At 67.4% G+C, this 19,800-nt stretch carries 15 protein-coding genes; 11 read left to right on the top strand and 4 right to left on the bottom strand.

Annotated elements, in window-relative coordinates:
* The first annotated feature begins 743 nt into the window (after positions 1 to 743).
* The 11 genes from C1725_RS00875 to cls all read left to right on the top strand — a co-directional run bounded on the left by C1725_RS00875 (position 744) and on the right by cls (position 14,608).
* Positions 744 to 1,511 (top strand): ParA family protein, encoded by a 768-nt coding sequence (locus C1725_RS00875; protein ID WP_346026207.1) that lies wholly within the window; start codon positions 744 to 746, stop codon positions 1,509 to 1,511.
* A complete protein-coding gene (locus C1725_RS00870) occupies positions 1,483 to 2,124 on the top strand; it encodes a hypothetical protein (RefSeq protein ID WP_102409797.1) in 642 nt (213 codons plus the stop codon). Before C1725_RS00875 ends, C1725_RS00870 begins: the two co-directional genes overlap by 29 nt.
* 556 nt (positions 2,125 to 2,680) lie before the next feature.
* Positions 2,681 to 3,385 carry a response regulator transcription factor gene (locus C1725_RS00865; protein ID WP_346026206.1) on the top strand — a complete coding sequence of 235 codons (705 nt, stop codon included), beginning with the start codon at positions 2,681 to 2,683 and terminating at the stop codon, positions 3,383 to 3,385.
* A 69-nt stretch (positions 3,386 to 3,454) separates the two neighbouring features.
* Positions 3,455 to 5,266, top strand: coding sequence for an ATP-binding protein (locus C1725_RS00860; protein WP_102409795.1), 1,812 nt, complete (start codon positions 3,455 to 3,457; stop codon positions 5,264 to 5,266).
* Between the two features lie 92 nt (positions 5,267 to 5,358).
* Positions 5,359 to 8,130, top strand: a complete 2,772-nt coding sequence (locus C1725_RS00855) for an ATP-binding protein (protein WP_102409794.1) — start codon at positions 5,359 to 5,361, stop codon at positions 8,128 to 8,130.
* Positions 8,131 to 8,132: 2 nt separating this feature from the next.
* On the top strand, positions 8,133 to 9,179 hold the full coding sequence (locus C1725_RS00850; RefSeq protein WP_346026205.1) for a response regulator: 1,047 nt from the start codon (positions 8,133 to 8,135) through the stop codon (positions 9,177 to 9,179).
* Positions 9,180 to 9,390: 211 nt separating this feature from the next.
* Positions 9,391 to 10,272: a 5-bromo-4-chloroindolyl phosphate hydrolysis family protein gene (locus tag C1725_RS00845; protein WP_102409792.1), complete on the top strand. Its 882-nt coding sequence runs from the start codon at positions 9,391 to 9,393 to the stop codon at positions 10,270 to 10,272.
* The gene (locus C1725_RS00840) at positions 10,265 to 11,242 is read left to right on the top strand and encodes a toxic anion resistance protein (protein WP_102409791.1); all 978 of its coding nucleotides are present in this window, start codon (positions 10,265 to 10,267) and stop codon (positions 11,240 to 11,242) included. Before C1725_RS00845 ends, C1725_RS00840 begins: the two co-directional genes overlap by 8 nt.
* 61 nt (positions 11,243 to 11,303) lie before the next feature.
* Complete coding sequence (locus C1725_RS00835) at positions 11,304 to 11,885, top strand: hypothetical protein (protein ID WP_102409790.1); 582 nt, start codon at positions 11,304 to 11,306, stop codon at positions 11,883 to 11,885.
* 110 nt (positions 11,886 to 11,995) lie between these two features.
* The gene (locus C1725_RS00830) at positions 11,996 to 12,784 is read left to right on the top strand and encodes a TPM domain-containing protein (RefSeq protein WP_102409789.1); all 789 of its coding nucleotides are present in this window, start codon (positions 11,996 to 11,998) and stop codon (positions 12,782 to 12,784) included.
* A gap of 270 nt (positions 12,785 to 13,054) precedes the next feature.
* Positions 13,055 to 14,608: a cardiolipin synthase gene (gene cls / locus C1725_RS00825; RefSeq protein ID WP_102409788.1), complete on the top strand. Its 1,554-nt coding sequence runs from the start codon at positions 13,055 to 13,057 to the stop codon at positions 14,606 to 14,608.
* A gap of 182 nt (positions 14,609 to 14,790) precedes the next feature.
* On the opposite strand, the gene C1725_RS00820 is transcribed toward cls, so the two are convergent.
* The 4 genes from C1725_RS00820 to C1725_RS18825 all read right to left on the bottom strand — a co-directional run bounded on the left by C1725_RS00820 (position 14,791) and on the right by C1725_RS18825 (position 19,501).
* The gene (locus C1725_RS00820) at positions 14,791 to 15,567 is read right to left on the bottom strand and encodes a phosphorylase family protein (protein WP_102409787.1); all 777 of its coding nucleotides are present in this window, start codon (positions 15,565 to 15,567) and stop codon (positions 14,791 to 14,793) included.
* Positions 15,568 to 15,592: 25 nt separating this feature from the next.
* Positions 15,593 to 17,281 carry a 2-isopropylmalate synthase gene (gene leuA, locus C1725_RS00815; protein ID WP_102409786.1) on the bottom strand — a complete coding sequence of 563 codons (1,689 nt, stop codon included), beginning with the start codon at positions 17,279 to 17,281 and terminating at the stop codon, positions 15,593 to 15,595.
* A gap of 162 nt (positions 17,282 to 17,443) precedes the next feature.
* On the bottom strand, positions 17,444 to 17,788 hold the full coding sequence (locus tag C1725_RS00810) for a hypothetical protein (protein ID WP_102409785.1): 345 nt from the start codon (positions 17,786 to 17,788) through the stop codon (positions 17,444 to 17,446).
* Positions 17,789 to 18,178: 390 nt separating this feature from the next.
* On the bottom strand, positions 18,179 to 19,501 hold the full coding sequence (locus C1725_RS18825; RefSeq protein WP_146009088.1) for a hypothetical protein: 1,323 nt from the start codon (positions 19,499 to 19,501) through the stop codon (positions 18,179 to 18,181).
* Between the last annotated feature and the right edge of the window lie 299 nt (positions 19,502 to 19,800).

Below are 19,800 nucleotides of genomic sequence, written 5' to 3'. Positions count from 1 at the left end.
GTGGGCGGCGGGCTACGGGCGGGCGGTGCCCGCACCCACTTCCGAACGTCGGCTTCTGAATTGCGGCTTTCCCCCACGCGGCCGGCGGGCAAGCGGGCGGCGGGCCACGGGCCGGCGGGCGGTGCCCGCAACCGCTTCCGAACGGCGGCTTCCGAATTACGGCTTTCCCCACGCGGGCGGACGGTGCCCGCTCCCGCTTCCGAACGTCGGCTCCTGAATTGCGGGTTTCCCCCGCGCGGCCGGCGCCTTCGCTTTCGATGGGACGAGCGGTCCGTGCGTTCCGCGCGCGCTCGTCCAGAAATATTACCGGCATGTCGCGATCATGCTGTGGCATTTTTCCCCACGCGATTGCCGCGACATTCGGTAATATTACTCCCCGCGTCCCCCCTCTCCCCCGCCCGCCGTTTAATACCCGCGTCGCGGTCATACGGGGGAAAAGGCGCGCCCATCCTGTGGGCATGTCGCGGTAATCGCGTGGCGAAGTCGAGGCTATCCGGTGGCGGGCCGTTCGCGCAAAACATTGGTTTTTCTGGAAAATTCGCGCTTATTACCCTGCTAATTACATGGAATGATATACATGACATGAATACCGTACGCGCACGCCTGTCGCGGCGCGTACGCTTTAAGGGAACGCAGACGCAAAACGCGCCGCGCGGCGTTTGGAACGCTTGCGTAACACGTGTAAAGCGTGTTACAATAGATACATTCCCCGCGCGACGCGGGATTGGAAAGGGGCTTTTTTCGTGGCCACGGTCATCTCCATCGCGAACAACAAGGGCGGCGTCGCCAAGACGACCACGAGCGTCAACCTCGGCTGCGGCCTTCGCAAGCTGGGCTGCCGCACGCTGCTCGTGGACATGGACCCGCAGTCCTCCATGACCGTCTACTTCGGGCTCGACCCGCTGACGCTTTCCCGCTCGAGCTACGACGTGCTCATGGGCAAGTGCCCGGCGCGCGACGCCATCCTGAGCTTGGGCGAGGTGGACCTGCTGCCCGCCTCCATCACCCTCTCCGCCGGCGAGATGGAGCTCTCCTCCCGCATCGGGCGCGAAACCGTCCTGCGCCGGGCCCTCGCCCCCCTCATGGACGATTACGACGCCATCGTCATCGACAATTCCCCCTCGCTCGGCGTGCTCACCGTCAATTCCCTGATGGCCTCAAACGTCGTCGTCGCGCCCTCCGAGCCCAGCTTCCTCGCCCTCAAGGGCCTGGAGATCCTCTTCAGCGTGATCGAGCAGGTGCGCGAGCTCTACCCGGAGCTCACCATGCTCGGCGTGCTCATCACCCAACTGGACAACCGTACCACCCACCACCGCGAGGCCGCCGAGGCCATCCGCGAGCGCTACCCGGTGTTCGATACCGTCATCCGCCGCTCCGTCAAGTACGCGGACGCCTGCCTGGCCTCCATGTCCATCATGGACTTCGCGCCCGGCAGCCCGCAGGCGGAGGCTTACATGGATTTTTCAAAGGAGGTCGCATCCCGTGCCCGCATCAAGACGTGTATCCCTTAAGGACCGCGAGGAGAGAGAGCTGAACGTGCGCCGCGCGCTGGGCGCGTTCATCACCCAGCCCGGCGAGGCCCAGGCCGCGGCAGGCGCTGATACAGAAGAAGCATCCGTATCAAAAGGGACAGATGTATCTTTTGTAACAGATGATATATGGGATACGGATGATAAAGGCGTTACAGATGCTGCGCAGCCGTCTTTGCCCACGGCGGAAACCGGCGCGGGGGCGGCCGAGGCGGCTCCCTCCGCGCAAGGCGGGGCCCAGGCCGCGGCGCTCGCCTTTATGGAGCAGGGAGAAGGGCGCGCGGGCCGCGCCAAAGCGTCCAGACGCGATACAAGGGTTACGAAAGCAACACCTGTAACAACCGTAACAGATGTATCTGGCGAGCCGGAGGCCCCGGCGCCTCGCGCCCGGGCCGCGGACCTGCCCGCCTCGTTCATGCTCAAGGGGCGCCGCTTTGACCCGCCCGCCGGGGCGCGCAAGCGCCAGAATTACGCCCTTTCCTCCGAGACGATCAAGCGCATCGCCCTGGCAAGCGCCCATGCGGGCGTCGGCAAGGCGGAACTGGTGGATGCCGTGCTCTGCGCGGCGCTCCGCGACATCCTGGGCGACGAGTGAGCGCGGCACGGCGTGCTTGTATTTCATGTTCCAGATGAGACGGAAGATACGGGCGATACAGAAGGGACAGAAAATACATCTGTATCAAATATTACGTCTGTAACAGAAGATACGGCGCGACGGCGGCGAAGGGATGCCTCTCTCCCCGCACGGGGCGCATGGGTTGGAATTTCCGATCGATTCTCTTTGCGGGCGCAGCAACCTGTCGCGTGCCGCACGGGGCGAGGGGGAAAAAGGCCGCAGAAGACCTCTGTTGCCTTTGTAACGGAGGGAACCTTTGTAATATCTGTAACTCATATAACAAAAGATACGGATGTTACATCCATATCGCAAAGACGCCTGCGGCGTCGCGCGGCCTACCGCTCCGCTGCCGGTCGCTATATCGAACGATACGGATTTAACCTATTATACAAATGCCACATGCGTTACGGATGTATCTGCTGTAACAGAAGCTACAGGGCGCGTCCGTACCGGGGACAGACGTACAAAAGATGCTTTGAAGCGAGAAAAAAACGGCGCGGCACGAAGCCGCGCGCCGACGGGGGACACGCGGAAAATGGAAAAGATATTGCTCATCGAGGACGACCGGGACATTCAAAGCATCAACACGTTTTTTCTGAAGAGCCGGGGCTACGAGGTGCACTGCGCCTATAGCTGCGAGGAGGGGCTCAGCGCCTGCCGCGCCGTTTCGCCGGAGGTGATCGTGCTGGACGTGAACCTGCCGGACGGTACGGGGCTGGAGCTGTGCCCGCGCCTCAAGGCGGTCACCTCCTGCCCGATCATCTTTCTGAGCTGCATGGACACGGAGGACGACAAGATCGCGGGCCTGCTCACCGGCGGGGACGACTACATGACCAAGCCCTACTCGGTCAAGGAGCTGGAAGCGCGCATTCGGGTGTGCCTGCGCCGCAGCGCCCCGCAGCAGAGCGCCTCCTCCCCGCGCAGCGTGCTCAGCTTCCCGCCGCTTTCGATCGACCTGAGCAGCGAGTGCGCGCTGGTGGGGGAGGAGCGGCTGAACCTGCCGAAGAAGGCCTTTCTCATCCTCTGCTTTCTGGCCAAGCACCCGGGCGAGTGCGTGAGCGCCCAACAGATTTACGAGGAGGTCTGGGGGCTCAAGAGCATCGGGGACCTTCGCACCGTGCACGTGCACATGTTCAACCTGCGCAAGGTGCTGGATCAGGCGGTGCCTCAGCACGAGTTCGTCCAGACCGCCTGGGGCAAGGGCTACTGCTTCACGCCCCCGCAGAGCGCGGAGAAGTAAGGCGGCGGGCGCGCCGTCCGGGAAGGGGCCGCTTGCGGCGCATATTTTTTCACATAAGGAGAAGGCGGAATGAAACAAAAGGGGAAGCGGGCCGGCCTTACGGTGCTGCTGCTGTGCGCGCTGCTGTGCGCGCTGCTCGCGGGGTTCACGTCCCGCCTGAACGCGCGGGCCGTGCGCGAGACGGGCGCCCGGGGGAAGATCGCCCTTTCGGGCGCCGCGCCCATCGCGGTGGACGTGCCTGGGGGAGAGGGGGAGACGCTGCTCTCGCTCGACCTGCTGGGCGAGCCGGGGGAGCGCTACGAGCTGTGCGTCTACGCGATGACGGGCATCGAAGCCCTCACGCAGGACGGCGCGGCGCTTTCGGGCCTGCGCCCGGGCCTGCCGCTCGCGGGCGCGGCGATCGAGTTCACCATGCCCCGGGACGGCACGCATCTGGAGGTCAGGCTCAACCTGCCCGCGGGCGGGCAGCGCGTGCTGCTGGGCACGCCGCGGGCGATCTCCAGGCTCACGCTGCTGCGCGTGCTGTGCTACGCGTCGCTGCTGTGCTACGTGCTGGCGATGGGGCTGTTCGTCATCCTCTCCTATCTCTTCGAGCGCGGCGCGGCCGAGCAGCTCGCGCTCGCGATGGTCTACCTGCTGCTGGCGCTCACCCAGGCGGGCGAAATCTTCCACCAGTACGTCGGCGCGCAGGTCGCCGCCTCCGCCGCCCAGGCGCTGCTGTGCGCGGCGCTGTGCTGCTACGCGGGCGTGTCGCTGGGCGACGGCAGGGAATCGCGCGCCGTGCTCGCGGCCCTCGCGCTGGCGGGCGGGCTCACGGTGACGATGCTCGCGCTGTTCTTTACGACCGGCCGCTTCTTCCTCAGCGGGCTTTCGGACCTGCTTGCGGTGGCCTTCTCCGCCTACGCGCTCGCCATCGCCCTGCGCGGCGTGCGCCGGGGGGCGCGGGCGCACGCGACGCTGCACTGCCTGTCCATCCTGCCGCTGATCGTCGGCGTGCTGATGACCCTCTTCGCCGCGCCGGACACGCTGGTCCTGCCGCCCATGCTGCTGATGGGCGCGATGATGACGTTCGTGCAGCAGGTGACCATCGGGCGCGACCAGGCGGACAACCGCAGGCAGCGCGAGGCGCTCGAGCGCGAGCTGGAGCGCCGGGTGAAGGAGCGCACGGAGGCGCTGGAGCGCACCGGCGAGCAGCTCGCCCGCATCGACAAGAGCCGCGCGGAGTTCTTCTCGCGCATCGCGCACGATTTGCAGTCGCCGCTCACCATCATCCGCGGCAGCCTCGACCTGGTGGCGGGCGGCGTGCCCGTGACGGACGAGGAGCGCGACGCGTATCTGGAGATGGCCAAGCAGAACGCCCTTCGCATGACCAACCGCGTCAAGGCCCTGCGCGGCCTCGCGCTGCTGGACGAGACGCCCTTTTCGCCCCGCGTCGCGGAGCTGCAGCCCGTGCTGACCCAGTGCGTGCGGGGCTTTTCCGGGGTGTACAAGAAGAGCCAGATCGTGTTTACCGCCGAGTGCGAGACCGGCCTTTGCGCGCGCTTCGACGCGGGCTGGCTGCAAAACGCGCTGGAGCGCCTCGTCTCCAACGCCGTGCGCTACACGCCCGTGGGCGGCAGCGTCACGGTCGCCGCCCAGCGCGTGCCCTTCGGCGTGAACGTGAGCGTGCAGGACACGGGCTGCGGCATCGCGCTCGACGAGCAGGAGGGCATCTTCGACCGGTTCTATCAGGGCTGGAACTCGCCGGAGGGCTTCGGCATCGGCCTGGCGGTCGTGCAGCGCGTCGCCCAGCGCCACGGCGGGCGGGCGCAGGTGCAGTCCGTGCCCGGCGAGGGCGCGACCTTCACGATTTACCTGCCCGACGAGCGGGCGGGGGAGTAGGCGGACGGCCCGCCCCGGCACAAAGCATTTGTGCCGGGGCGCTTTGTATGGTATAATAAAGCATTCAGAAAATCACGGGGGAGTGGAACCTTATGACGCTCATATCGCGCCTGCGGTCGTTTTTGCAGGAGCAAAGCGACCCGGAGGCCGCCCGGCAGCCGGGCAGGCTTCGCGTCGGCCTGATGCGCTTCCTGCTCGTCGCGATGGCCGCGTGCGTCCTGATGCTCCTTTCCCCGCTGGCGGCGGGCCGCGCGGCGCTGTACACGGCGCACCTGCCCGTGGTGGGGGCCGCGCTGCTGATGGCCTGGCAGGCGCCGCTCCTGTGCCGCCACCCGCGCGCGTCGCGCGTGCTGCTCATCGGCTACGCCGGGGTGATCTACGTGATCCAGCTCCTGCTGGGCGGCGTCGCCGGCGGCTTTTTTCTGCCCGCGGGCTGCGTGTTCGCGCCCGCGGCCGCGTTCGTGGCCGTGCCGCCCGCGCGCGGGGACAGGCGGCCGCCCCGCGCGCTTTCGCAGGACGCGCGCAGCTATTACGTGCTCTCGCTGCTGGCGGCGGCGGCCACGGAGATCATCCTGCTGGGCAACAGCCCCGTGATCTGCGCGCTTTCCTACCTGGGCGCCATCGTGCTGGGCTTCACGCTCTACACCACGGTCGCCTCCATGTTCACGCAGACGAACAGCGCGCTGGAGAGCGCGCAGGAGCTGCGCGACGCCCTGCGAGAGACGCAGGAGAGCCTCACGCAGGCCGCGCACACGAAGGACGACTTCCTGGCGAACATGTCCCACGAGATCAGGACGCCCATGCACGCCATCAGCGGCATGGCGGACATGCTGCTGCTCTCCGACCAGCTCGGCATCGCGGAGCGCACGCAGGCGGAGAACATCAAGCTCGCCTCGCAGAACCTGCTCAGCCTGATCGGGGACATCCTCGACATATCCAAGATCCGCGTGGGCAAGCTGGAGCTGTACGAGGAGCGCTACGACTTCCCCTCGCTGCTGGCGGACGTCACCAGCGTCATCTACATGCGCGCGCAGGAGCGCGGCCTGCTCTTCCTGCCGGACATTGATCCGGACATCCCCAAGGAGATGCAGGGCGACGCCATGCGCATCCGCCAGGTGCTCCTGAACCTGCTGGGCAACGCGGTCAAGTTCACGGACGAGGGCAGCGTGCGCCTGAGCGTCCGGCGCGTCTACCGCGAGGGCGACCTGGCGCTGCGCTTTGAGGTGACGGACACGGGCTGCGGCATCTCCCAGGAGGACATGAAGCACCTGTTCGGCATCTTCGAGCAGCTCCCCTCGACCCGCACGCACAACCGCGAGGGCACGGGCCTGGGCCTGGCGATCTCGCGCAGCCTGGTGGAGCTGATGGGCGGCGACCTGCGTGTGGAGAGCAAGGTCGGCCGCGGCAGCACCTTCTCCTTTGAGATCGAGCAGAAGATTCTGCTGGACGCGCCCGTGGCGCAGGTGGAAAACGCGCGGGCCAAGCGGCTGCTCGTGTGCACGGACGACCCGCTCTTCGCGCAGGCGGCGGTGGAGATGGCCGCGCGCCTCAAGGTCAAGGCCGCGCGCGGCACCCCGCAGGACGCGGCGGCCTACACGCACATGCTGGTGGATTTGTCGGGCGAAAGCGCCTACGGCTGGGTGCGCACGCCCACGCCGCCGAACTGCCGGCGCACGCTGCTGATGACCCCGGCGACCAGCCTCACGGCCTACATCCGGCCCAGCGACTGCGTGATCTTCCACCCGCTGCACACCCTGGCGCTCGCGGGGGCGCTTTCCGACCAGCAGCTCAGCCGCCAGGCGCAGGACAGGCGATTGCAGCAGGCGGGCATCTTCAAGACGCAGAACGTGCGCGCGCTGGTCGTGGACGACAACAGCGTGGCGCAGATGGTCGTGGAAAACCTGCTCTCGCGCTACGGCATCCAGTCGGACTGCGTGCAGAGCGGCCGCGCGGCGATCGCGGCGCTGGAAAACGCGGCCTACGACGTGGTGTTTCTCGACCACGTGATGCCCGGCATGGACGGGGTGGACACGGTGCGCGCCATCCGCCAGATGGGCGGGCGCTTCCGCGAGCAGGTGCTCATCATGCTTTCGGCCAACGTCATGCCGGAATCCCGGCGCATGTTCCTTTCGGCGGGCGCGAGCGACACGCTCGCCAAGCCCATCGAGCTGCACAGCCTGTCGCGGCTGCTGCACCAGTACCTGCCCCCGGAAAAGCAGGTGCTCGAGGAGGAGCTGGGCGAGAGCGACATGCAGACGGCGACCGCGCCGCTTCGCCGCCTGCCCTTCTCGGGGCTGGACGCGGCGGTCGCGAAGGACACCGCCTCGCGCGACCGGCTCATCGGCGCGGTGGCGCGCGCGGGCAGGCGCCTGCCGGGCTTTGCCGACGCGCTGCGCGAGGCCGCGCGCGACCGCATGGCCGTGCGCGAGCTGCTGCCGGTGCTGCTGTGCGTGGACATGGAGCTTTCGCGCATCGGGGAAAGCGCCCTGGGCGCGCAGGTTCGCCTGCTCGCGCGCCAGTGCCGGGACGGCGCCTATGAGGGCGTGCGCGAGCAGCTCCCGCGCGTGGTGAACTGGCTGAGCGAGGTCGCGGACGCGCTGGCGGGCTGCATCCGCGAGATGCAGCTTCCCGTCCGGGCGGAGGCGCGCGATCTGGCGCTGGACGTGCAGGAATACCTGACGCTCTTCGACCTGACGCGCGCGCTCGAGGCGACGCGCAAGCTCGCGGGCGAGGGCGGCGAGGCCCTGCGCCCCTGCGCGACGGCGATGGAGGACGCGCTTTCACAGGGCGACTGGGCGGGCGCGGGCACGTGCCTGGAGCAGCTGCTCGCGCTGGTGGACGAGCCGGAAGAGGGGGAGGAATGACCATGAACAAGCCCTGCGTGATGCTCACGCTTTCCAGCAGGCAGCTCGCGCTTTCCATGCAGAAGGCGCTCGAAGGCACCGCGCGCGCGGTGCCCTGCTGCAGCGAGGAGGACGTCCTTTCGTTTCTCAAGCTGCAGCGCCCGGACGTCGTCATCGTGGACGCGCCGGGCGACGGCGGCGAGCTTTCGCAGATTCAGCGTCTGCGGGAGGTGACGGGGGGCGCGCCCCTGGTGCTCGTGAGCGACGGGATCATGCCCAAGGCGGCGGACGCGGAATATCTGGAGGCGGACGACGTGCTCGAGCGCCCGTTCAGCGACTTTCGCCTGCGCTCCTGCGTGGTGACGCAGACGCGCCTGAGCCGCAGCGAGGAAAACCTCGCCCGCGTGGCGCAGACGATGAGCGCGGAGGCGCTGGAAGCGCGCGACGCGTTCATCGGCATGTTCTGCGCCCTGATCGAGTACCGCAACCAGCCGCGCGGGCAGCACCTGGACCGCATGCAGGCGGCCACGCGGCTGCTGCTCACGGCCTACCAGAGGCTCTATCCGGAGCGCGCGCCGCGGCGGGAGACGGCGGACGCGATCGTGCAGGCGAGCATCCTGCACGACATCGGCTCGGTCGGCGTGCCGGACGCGATTCTGCTCAAGCCCGGGCGGCTCACGCCCGAGGAATACGACATCATGAAGAAGCACACGACCGTGGGCGCGCGCAGCCTCTCCTGGCCGACGCTGCGCCCGGGCGACCCGCTGATCGACGCGGCGCGGGACATCACCGCCTCGCACCACGAGCGCTGGGACGGCACGGGCTATCCCGACGGCCTGCGCGGCGAGCAGATTCCCTTCGCGGCGCGCGTGGTGGCGGTCTGCGACGTGCTGGACGCGCTGCTGGGCCCGCGCGTCTACCGCCGGGAGATGACGTTCGACGAAGCGCTGGGCGCGATCGTGGACGGGCGCGGCACGAGCTTCGACCCCGACCTGGTGGACGCGCTGCTCTCATGCCGTGAGGAATTCGAGCTGCTCTACAGGGCGATGCCGCCCAGCGGCGAGCGCTGAGACGGCGGGGCGCGGCGGACGGCGCGGGAATCGCTGGATTTAATCGAATTCTCATGACGCGCGGCCGGGATTACGGTATAATAAAGACCATATTTCAAGGCGAACCCTCCAATGGACGCCAAGGACGCGCCGGGACGGCGCCGGAATTGGACGCGAATTGCCGGGAACGCTACAAGACAGGGTTTCACAGGCCGGATCAAGGAGGAACAACATGGAAAAAAAGCGCATCCGCAGCGGCAAGCGTCCCTTTTACGCGGCGCTTGCCGTGCTCGTATACGCGGTACTCTTCGGGCTGGGGTCGCTTTTGTCGTATATCGGCGCGGCGGTCGTCTTCTACATCGGCTATAAGGTGCTCAAAAAGAAGTACCGGGATCGCACCGTCACCGTGGAGCGCGCGCCCCATTCGGGCGACGAGGGCTGCGACGCGCTGATCCTGGAGGGGCGCGAGGCGCTCCTAAAGATTCGCGACGCGAACGCGCGCATCCCCGACCCGGAGCTGAGCCGCAGGATCGACTCCATCGAGGAAAGCTGCCGCCAGATCTTTAAGCGCCTGGAGGAGCAGCCGAAGCTGCAGCAGAACCTGCGCAGCTTCCTGCGCTACTACCTGCCCACGACGCTGAAGCTCCTGGAGGCGCGCGCGCAGCTCGACAGCGGCGCGCAGTCGCAGACCGCGCGGGACGTGCGCCGCCGCACCTCGGAGGCGCTCGCCATGGTGGACGACGCCTTTAAAAAGCAGCTCGCCGCGCTGGACGAGTACCGCTTCCTCGACTTGGAAACCGAGATGGACGTGCTCAATTCCATGCTCCGCCAGGACGGCTTCGTGCAGCCGGAGGCGTATGCCGGTGGGACCGGAGCCTCCGGCGGGGCGAGAACGTCCGGCGGGACCGGCACTGCCGGTGGGACCGGAGCCTCCGGCGGGGCGAGAACGTCCGGTGGGACCGGCACTGCCGGCGGGACCGGCACTGCCGGTGGGACCGGAGCCTCCGGCGGGGCGCCGAAGCTGACCGTCGATCCTTACGGCGTGGGCGCGGGCAGCCGGAAACAGACCGGCGGCAGCGCCGTAGCCTGGCGGGAGGATCAGCGCGATGAGTGACGCACGCACGCCCCCGGCGGGGCCGGAACGTCCGGCGGGGCCGGGACGCCCGGTGGGGGCGGAACATCCGCCGCTGCCGGTGCTCCGGCTGAGCGCGCAGGACGCGAGCCTGCCCGACCCGGACGCGCTGGCGTCGGAGATCCGCGAGGCGATCGACCGCTACGTGGACGCGATCGACCTGAACGACGCGCAGGCCATGATGGCCTACGGCGCGCGCTGCCAGCAGGAGCTGGACACGTTCGTGAACCTCGCGCTTGCGCAGATGATGACGAAGAGCGACCCCGCGCCGATCATGAACGCGCTGGACGCGCTTTGCGAGGCGGTGCTTTCGACCGACGCGGCGAAGGCCGCGCAGGGATTGTTTACCCGGCTTACCGGCGGGCGCACGCGCGCGGTGCGCGACGCCTACCGCAAGGCCGAGCCGCGCGTGGAGCAGCGGGCGAACGAGCTGACCGACCTGCGCGTGCAGCTCCTGCGCGATCAGGCGCTGTTTGCGCGGCTGTACGAGAAGAACGAGACGCTCTACCGCCAGCTTTCGGCGTACGTGATGTGCGGGCGGCGCAAGCTCGGCCGCACGCCGGAGAGCCTGGAGCGCAGCCGCTTTGAGCGGCGCGTGAGCGACCTGGAGGTCACGCGCACGGCGAGCCTTCAGCTCGCGGCGCAGCTTACGCTGCTCACGGGGACGAGCCGTCAGGTGTCGGACCGGATCCAGGCGACGCTGACGACGACCATCCCCCTGTGGCGCGCGCAGATGATGACCGCGCTGGGCCTCGCGGACGCGCAGGACGCGGCGGCGGCCCAGCGCAGCACGCAGCGGGCGCTGGAAGGCGACCTGCGCGCGGGCGCGCGCCGCATGGACCGCGACGCCAGGAGCGGCGCGCTCGACGAGGCCGCGCGGCAGGGCGAGCAGCTCGCCTCGGAGCTGAAGGAAGTCCGGCGCATGCTGCTGAGCGCCCGGCCTCAGGCTTAAACGGGGGAGCGGGGTTCCCCCTCTGCCCGAACCAACCCCGCTTGTAAAGGAGGTCATTCCCATGAGCCAACAACAGGCAAAAGCGCCGGTGGGCGGCAAGCCCTCCGCCGGAAAGAAGAAGAAGCAGCGCCGCGACATCCCGTATGCGCTGGGCATGACGCTGATGGTCGTGACGCTCTGCATCTCGCTGGTGGCGGGCAACGCGCGCGCGCTGCAAAAGGCACAGAAGGACGCGAGGTCCGCGTGGAAGGTGGAAGCCTTCGTGGACGGGCGCGTCGCGGAGGCGCGCAACCTGCTCAAGATCGCGGGGCGCTACGACGTCCTGACGGACGCGGAGCGGCGGGAGATCGAGGACGCGGCGGACGCGCTGGACCGCGCGAAGACCGCGCGCGAAACCGCGGCGGCGAACGACGCGCTGCAGGGCCTGATGTCCGACGCCGCGGCCCGGCTGATGGCGGGCGGCATCAAGGCGTCGGACGAGAGCCTGCTCTCCGGCGTGATGGACGACTTTCTGGACAACGGCAACATGCTGCGCCAGCAGGCCCGCCGGTTCAACGAGGCCGCCGGGGACGCGGTCGAGCTGTACGAGCGCCTGCCCACGAAGTTCCTCCTGCCCCGGCCGGACTATTACGAAGGGGCGTAAGCGCGCCCCGGCGCTTTTCGCGGAGAAAAGCGGGTGTGCGGAGGAAGCGCGCTGGGCCGCGCCCGAAAGGCGAAAAAACGGCGGTTTGATCCGATGAAGAGGAGTAAAAGATGAAGAGAATCCTATCGATCCTGATGGCCGCGTGCCTGCTGCTCGCGCCGCTCTCGGCGCTCGCGGGCATCCCGGACAAGCCGAAGGCGTTCAGCTACGTCTACGATTACGCGGACGTGCTTTCGAGCAGCCAGGAGGAGACGGTCGCGGCCTACGGCCAGGCGCTGCGCGATGCGACGCAGGCTACGATGGTGCTGCTGACCGTGGAATTCCTGGACGGCGCGGCGGTGCGCGACTACGCGAACGACGTGGTGAACACCTGGGGCATCGGGGACAAGTCGCGCGAAGACGGCGTGCTGCTGCTGCTCTCCGTGGGCGACCGCGAGATCGCGGTGGAGCCGGGCACGGGCCTGGACAGGACGCTGAGCGTCTCCGCGACGAACGACCTGATCGATGGGGTCATCGACCTGCTGAAGAAAGACGCTTACGGCGAGGCGATGACGCAGCTCTATCAGGATACCTGCGAGCGGCTCGCCTCCTCGATGGGCAAGCGTTTGAACCTTTCGGGCGGCGGGTCGTCCTCGGGCGGCTCGCGCGCGGGCGGCGACGCCTACGGCGACCGGCGCTACGACGATTCCCGCGGCTACGACCGCGGCCCCAGCCTCTTTGAGGTCATCTGGGGCATCGTGATCCTCTACGTCGTCGTGCGCGTGCTCTTCGGGCGCGGTTCGCGCCGGGGCGGCGGCGGCGATGGATGCGGCGGGGGCTGCCTCAAGTGGATTCTGATCGGCAATCTCTTTGACAACATGCGCGGCTACAGGGACCGGCCTCTTTTAAACATCTCCTAGTCCTCGAGACGGACGCCCCCGTCGGATGCCGTCTCCTCCTTGATAAAAAACAATAATTCATCGAGCCGCCCGGCTCGCGCGGGTTTGGCGGCGGTGCCCGCGGCGGCGGCTTTGGCGGGGGTGGCTCGCGCGGCGGCGGCGGCGGTTCCCGCAAGTTCTGAGGACGGAATCCTTTGCGTCGATTGACTTGTAAACCTTTTTACTTGACAATCGGCGCTCCTTTTGTTTCAATAAGGGGTATCATGGGGGCTTGTCGAGGAGGGGGATATCATGGCCAAAGATAAACGCGCCCCAAAGACCGGCATCACCATCGAGGCGGTGCTGCGCTGTGTGCTCGTGGTGGGTCTGCTCGCGCTGCAGCTGTTGCTGCTGCTGGTCTTTGTGCGCTTTTTGCGTTCCTACGCGGTGACGGTCTATTCGCTGCTGGAGCTGGGCTGCTCCATCGCGATCGTGGCGCTCGTTTCCGAGCACGAGGATGCGTCCTACCGCTTTGCCTGGGTGGTCTGTGTGCTGATCATGGGCGTCTTCGGCCTGGTGCTCTACCTGATGTGGGGGCGCGGCACGCGGCGCAACAAGCTGGGCACGCGCATCCGCACGGTGTTCGGCGGCCGCCGGGAGGTGCTTACGCAGGACGCGCAGGTCTGCGGGGAGCTCGCGGAGCGCAGCCCGGACTGCGCGCGGCTGTCGGATTACCTGACGCGTCAGGGCTTTCCGGTCTACGCGAACACGAAGACGAATTTTTACCCGCTGGGCGAGCAGGCGTTTGAGGCGATGCTTTCGGACATGGAGTCCGCGGAGCGCTACATCTATATGGAGTTCTTCATGGTCTTCGAGGGCCAGATTTACGAGCGGGTGCTGGACGTGCTGACGCGCAAGGCCGCGCAGGGGCTGGACGTGCGGCTGATGTACGACGACATGGGCTCGCTGGTGACGACCTCGCACGCCTTTCTGGAGCGTCTGGAGGAGGCGGGCGTCAAGGTCGTGATCTTCAACCCCGTGCAGCGCTACGTACACCAGATGTACCTCAACTACCGCGACCACCGCAAGATCCTGTCCATCGACGGGGACGTCTGCTACACGGGCGGCATCAACATCGGGGACGAGTACGCGAACCTGTATCCCAAGCACGGCCACTGGAAGGACACGGCGGTGCGCCTGGAGGGCGACGCTGCGTACAGCCTGACGGTCTTCCTGCTCCAGATGTGGCAGGCCTGCACGGAGGAGAAGTTCGAGTTTTCCGCGTTCCGCCCGCGCAGCGTGCAGGCGGCGGAGGGCGGCTTCGTGCAGCCCTACGAGGACGGCCCGCACAACAATCCGAACAACCCGGCGGAGAACGTCTACCGTCAGATCATCTGCGGGGCGAAGAAGTACGTGTACATCACCACGCCTTATCTGGTGCTGGACGACGTGCTGCTCAGCGAGCTGTGCATCGCCGCCCAGAGCGGGGTGGACGTGCGCATCATCATCCCCGGCATCCCCGACCACTGGTACGTGCAGCAGGTGAGCCTCTCCTTTAGCGGCCCGCTGATGGCCAGCGGCGTGCGCATCTACAAGTACACGCCGGGCTTCATCCACGCGAAGATGTGCGTGTGCGACGATGTGCAGGCCACGGTCGGCACGGTGAACTTCGACTACCGCTCCTTCTACCTGCACTACGAGGACGGCGTCTACTTCGTGGACGACCCGGTCGTCTCCCAGGTGAAGGACGACATCGAGGCGCTCTTCAGCCAGTGCGAGGAGCTCCACTACGACGCCTGGCTGCGCCGCCCGTGGTACAACAAGCTCATTCAGCCGGTGCTGCGCATCTTCGCGCCCATGATGTAACCAGGGCTTTGCCCTGGACCCACCAGGGCTTCACCCTGGACCCACCAGGGCTTCACCCTGGACCCACCAGGGCTTTGCCCTGGACCCGCGGATGCTGCGCATCCTTCCCGCTTCGCGGCGAAATACGCTGCCTGCGTGCGCAAAAGGGGCCTCTTCCAAGCGAAGAGGCCCCGTTTTGTATTTTATTCGTTTTTGCTCGCCATGCGCTCCGCGAGCTCCATCGCGAGCAGGGCGATTCTGTCCTTCTCGCCAAGGCAGCTTGAATTGGAGAGGCTGCGCGGGTTCCAAGCTTCCTCGGCCAGATGGTCGGCGGCGTAGAAGAAGTGGAAGACGTCCCTGCCCCGGAACGCGGCCAGCGCCGCGACCGCCGAGCACTCCATGTCCACGCAGACGCAGCCGCTCTCCCGCCGCCTGCGCACCTTTTCGTGCGTCTCGCGGTAGATGGCGTCGTTCGTCCAGACCTTGCCGACCGTGTAGGAGCAGCCGTGCCGGTTCAGGATGTCGATGAAGTCCGCCCGGTGCCGCGGGTTGACCTCGATTTCGTCGGACGCGGGCGCGTAGTGGTAGCTCGTCCCCTCGTCGCGCACCGCCCGGTCGGGGATGATGATCGATAAGTCCGCGATCGAGGCGTCCAGCACGCCGCAGGTGCCGAACAGGACGACCTGGCGCGCGCCCATCGCGAACAGGTCCTCCAGGACGGAGACGCACCCCGGCGCGCCGACGTAGGAGGTGAAGAGCGCCACGTCCAGGCCGTGGTAACGCGCCCTGTAGAGGGGGATGCTTAGGTTCGCCACGTGGATGCAGGCGATCTGCTCCGCGTCCAGCGCCTGCGTGAGGCGGCCCATCGTGACGTGGGAAAAGCAGCTCACCGCGATCCGGGGGAAGCCGGCGGGCCGCGTCACCGTGTCCTCCGGGTTGATGACGGCGCGCGGCTCGGGGTCGAACGCGTCTAAGATCATGAAAGCGCCTCCTTGCCTGCGGGGCTCACACCGCCCCGTTTTCCGCGCGGTTGATCGCGCAGAGGATGCCCTTCACCGAAGCGAAGTTGATGTTGTGCTCCGTGCCCACGCCCCACACGCGCCGTCCGCCGGGCGCACGCAGCTCGATGTAGGCCACGGCCTGCGAGTCCGAGCCCTGCGAGATGGCGTGCTCGCTGTAGCCCAGGAACGTGTAGCCCTCGATGCCCGCCTGGTGCAGCGCGCCGAAGAACGCGTCGATGGGGCCGTTGCCGCGGCTCTCGAGCTGCACGAATTCGTCGCCCATGGAGAGCACGCCCGAGAAGTGCGTGACGTTCGCGCTCGCGCCCGCGACGGCCTCCTCGTAGAACTTCGCGCGGGAAAGCGCGAAGGGCCGCTCGATGTTCAGGAACTCGCGCTCGAAGAGCGAAAGCACCTCGTCCGCTTGAAGCTCGCGGCCCGTGCGGTCGCATTCGCCCTGCACCACCGCGCCGAACTCCGGGTGCATGGCCTTGGGCAGGTGGTAGCCGTAGTTGTGGTCCATGATGAAGGCCGCGCCGCCCTTGCCCGACTGGCTGTTGATGCGGATGATGGGCTCGTATTCGCGGCCCACGTCCGCCGGGTCGATGGGCAGGTAGGGGATCTCCCAGTACGCGCTGCCGGAGGCGCGCATGTACTCGTGGCCCTTGTTGATCGCGTCCTGGTGCGAGCCGGAGAACGCCGTGAAGGCCAGCTTGCCCGCGTAGGGCGTGCGCTCCGGCACCTTCATCTTGGTGCAGCGCTCGTAGACCTCGCGCACCGCGTCGATGTGGGAAAAGTCCAGGTGCGGGTCCACGCCCTGCGTGTACAGGTTCAGCGCGACGGTCACGATGTCCAGGTTGCCCGTGCGCTCGCCGTTGCCGAACAGCGTGCCCTCCACGCGCTCCGCGCCCGCCAGCATCGCCAGCTCCGCGCCCGCGACGCCCGTGCCGCGGTCGTTGTGCGGGTGGATGGAGATGATCGCCGCCTCGCGGTTTTGCAGGTGGCGGATGAAGTACTCGATCTGGTCGGCGTAGGTGTTGGGCGTGCACATTTCCACCGTGTTGGGCAGGTTGAGGATGATCGGGTTCTCGCGCGTCGCGCCGACGGCCTGCATGACCGCCTCGCAGATCTCGACCGAGAAGTCCGGCTCCGTGCCGGAGAAGGATTCCGGGCTGTACTCCAGGCGGAAGTTCGTGCCGGAATCGTCCTGGTCGATCAGCTCGCGGATCAGCTTCGCGCCCGAAACCGCGATGTCGATGATGCCCTGGCGGTCCTTCTTGAACACCACCTTGCGCTGCAGGGTGGAGGTGGAGTTGTAGAAGTGCACGATCACGTTCTTCGCGCCGCGCACCGCCTCGAACGTCTTGCGGATCAGGTGCTCGCGCGCCTGCACCAGCACCTGGATCGTCACGTCGTCCGGAATGCAGTTTCCGTCGATCAGCGCGCGCAAAATTTCGTATTCCGTCTCCGAAGCGGAGGGGAAGCCCACCTCGATCTCCTTGAAGCCGACCTGCACCAGCATCTTGAAGAAGTCCAGCTTCTCCTGCAGGTTCATCGGGGTCACGAGCGCCTGGTTGCCGTCGCGCAGGTCCACAGAGCAGAAGACGGGCGCCTTGTCGATCACGCGGCTGGGCCACTGGCGGTCCGGCAGGTCTACCTGGGTAAAGGGGATGTACTTCTTGCAGCCTTTGTTCATGATGATTTCTCCTTTCAAATGCCCCGGCGGGGCGCGGCGGACGCCGCTTCGGTTTTCGGGGCGCGCGATGGAACAAAAAACAGCGCCCCCGTGCATATGCAGCATAGGGGCGCTGGTAAAGCGCGGTACCACCCTAATTCAGCCGCCCCGTGGGGGCAGCCCTCAGCGTCTCTCCATCAAGAGACCGATGTGTAACGCCATCACACGTCCTGCACTCCTTCGCCGCTGAAAACGGCGCGCGGCGTTGCCGCCGTCGCCTTTTCGCTCGGTCACGTATTGCGGATACGCTCCCTCGGGAAAAGGCTCGGCTCCTACCCACGCATCCGTTTTGAGCGGCGAACCGCTGAAACGGCGCGCGGCGTTGTCGCCATCGCCTTTTCGCTCGGTCACGTATTGCGAATACGCTCCCTCGGGAAAAGGCTCGGCTCCTACCCGCGCATCCGTTTTGAGCGGCGAACCGCTGAAACGGCGCGCGGCGTTGTCGCCGTCGCCCTTTCGCTCGGTCACGTATTGGGGATACGCTCCCTCGCGAAACGGCTTAGGCTCCTACCCGCGCATCCGTTTTGAGCGGCGAACCGCTGAAACGGCGCGCGGCGTAAGCCGCATTCCTTCGCACAGGCAACTCCGGGATGAGTTATCCGCGCACGCTCCCGCCGCCTTACACCGCCCGGCGGCTCTCTTCGCGCAGCGCGCGCGCTTGTTTCCCTTCATCGTCTTTCAAATCACGGGTTTATGAAATTGAGCTTATTATACCTTCGCCCGTTCGGCTTGTCAACCATTTTTTGTCCCGGAGGACGCCCGCAGGACGTACAAGCCGCCGGCCGCGTGGGGGAGTGAGCGGCGCGGAAGCGGCTGTTCGGAGGGGGGAGCGGGCCCCGCCCGCCGCCGCCCGCCGCCTCAGGCTTGCGGGGCTTCCGGGGCGTCGTCGGCCTCAGAGGGTGTGGCGGGCTCCTGCGAGGGCTCCTGCGTCGGCGCCTCGGTGGGCGCCTGCGTGGGTTCGGCCGTGGGCGCGTTCGTGGGCTCCTGCGTCGGCGCTTCGGTGGGCGCCTCGGTCGGTTCCTGCGTCGGCGTCTCGGTTGGCGCCTCGGTGGGTTCCGGCGTGACCGGCTCTTCCGGCTCCGTGGTCTGAATCGGGGGCAGCGTAGCGACCGGCACGGAGGCCGTGATGCCCGGCACCGGGGTCGGCATGGGCGTGGCCGTCGGCTCCGGCGTGGGGGTTTCCACGCCTGCGGGCACGATCTCGCCGTCGCGCAGGTGCGCGCCCTCGATGCTCACGTGGTTCGCGGAGATTTCGTCCACGATGCGAAGCGACACGCCGGGGCGCTCGCCGGTCTCGGGCACGTTGCCCGCGCTGAGTGAGCCCGCGACGGTGACCGACGCGCCGGACTGCACGTTCATCACCACGACGGTGTCGCCGCCGAAGTCCGAGCCGTTGCCGCCCACGGCGCTGCCGCCCAGCGCGGCGTTGACGCTGTCCGTCAGGCCGACGATCTGCACGGCGCTGCCGCCGACGCGTCCGTCGCCGCCGCGCACCTCGCCCGCGAGGATGGCGTTCGTCTCGCCGCCCAGGCTGTATAGGTTCACGGCGTTGCCGCCGATGCCGCTGGCCGTGCCGCCGCGCACGTCGCCGCTGACGACGACGCTGCTCGCGCCGGACAGGTTCTCGACCTGAAGGCCCGCGCCGCCGTCCGCGCCGCCGCCGCCGTGCAGCGCGCCGTGAACCGCCACGTGTACGTCCCCGCCGCTGCCGCGCACGGTGACCGCGTTGGCGGCCTTGCCGCCCTGAACGGTCGCCCCGCTCTCGATGGTGAGGCTGCCGATGCCCTCGAAGAAGACCGCGTCCTGTCCGGACGCGCCCCGCACATTCGTCCCGGGCAGCAGCTCGACGTAGGATTCCCCGCTGACGCGGAGGCCCCCGGAGAGCAGGACGCCGGAAAACGCGACGTCCGCGTCGCTCAGCTGCAGCCCCTTGATCTCGGCCTCGCCGCCCTCCACGGACTTGAGCACCACGCGCCGCGCGCTCGAAAGCGCCCGGCCGCCCGCGACGATTTCTCCTTCCAGCAGCAGCACGTCGCCGTCCGCGGCGGTGGCGGCGGCCGCAACCAGGTCGTCATATGTCGTGATCGCTCCTGCCAGCGCGATGGACGGCAGGAATAAGAGCGTCAGCATCAGCGCGGCACATTTTCGGGAAAGGCGAAGGGCCTTTTCTGTCTTGCGCATGGAGCAATCCTCCTTTATATGCGAATTTGTCAACGCTTCGTTAACTGATCTATTATACCACAAAATGCGGTTTTGTCTACGGCGCGGCGCGTTCGGGGGCGGGGCCCGCCGCGCGGGCAACCGTGTGCGGCGAAGGGGGGACCTGCCTCTTATACACATTTCCGCTCTTATACACATTACCGAGCCCACGCGACGCAGTCCTATCTCGAATGCCGACGAAGGTCTCTACGTCTCGGTGGCTGTCCGAATTATCTGCCCCTGTGCTCTCGTGGCTGATGAAGCTTTCCACCTTTCTAGTC

This window comes from Beduinella massiliensis (genome assembly GCF_900199405.1).
Taxonomy (GTDB): Bacteria; Bacillota; Clostridia; order Christensenellales; family Aristaeellaceae; genus Beduinella; species Beduinella massiliensis.
Note: the sequence above shows the minus strand (reverse complement) of the source record. Positions and strands in the feature narration are given on the sequence as shown.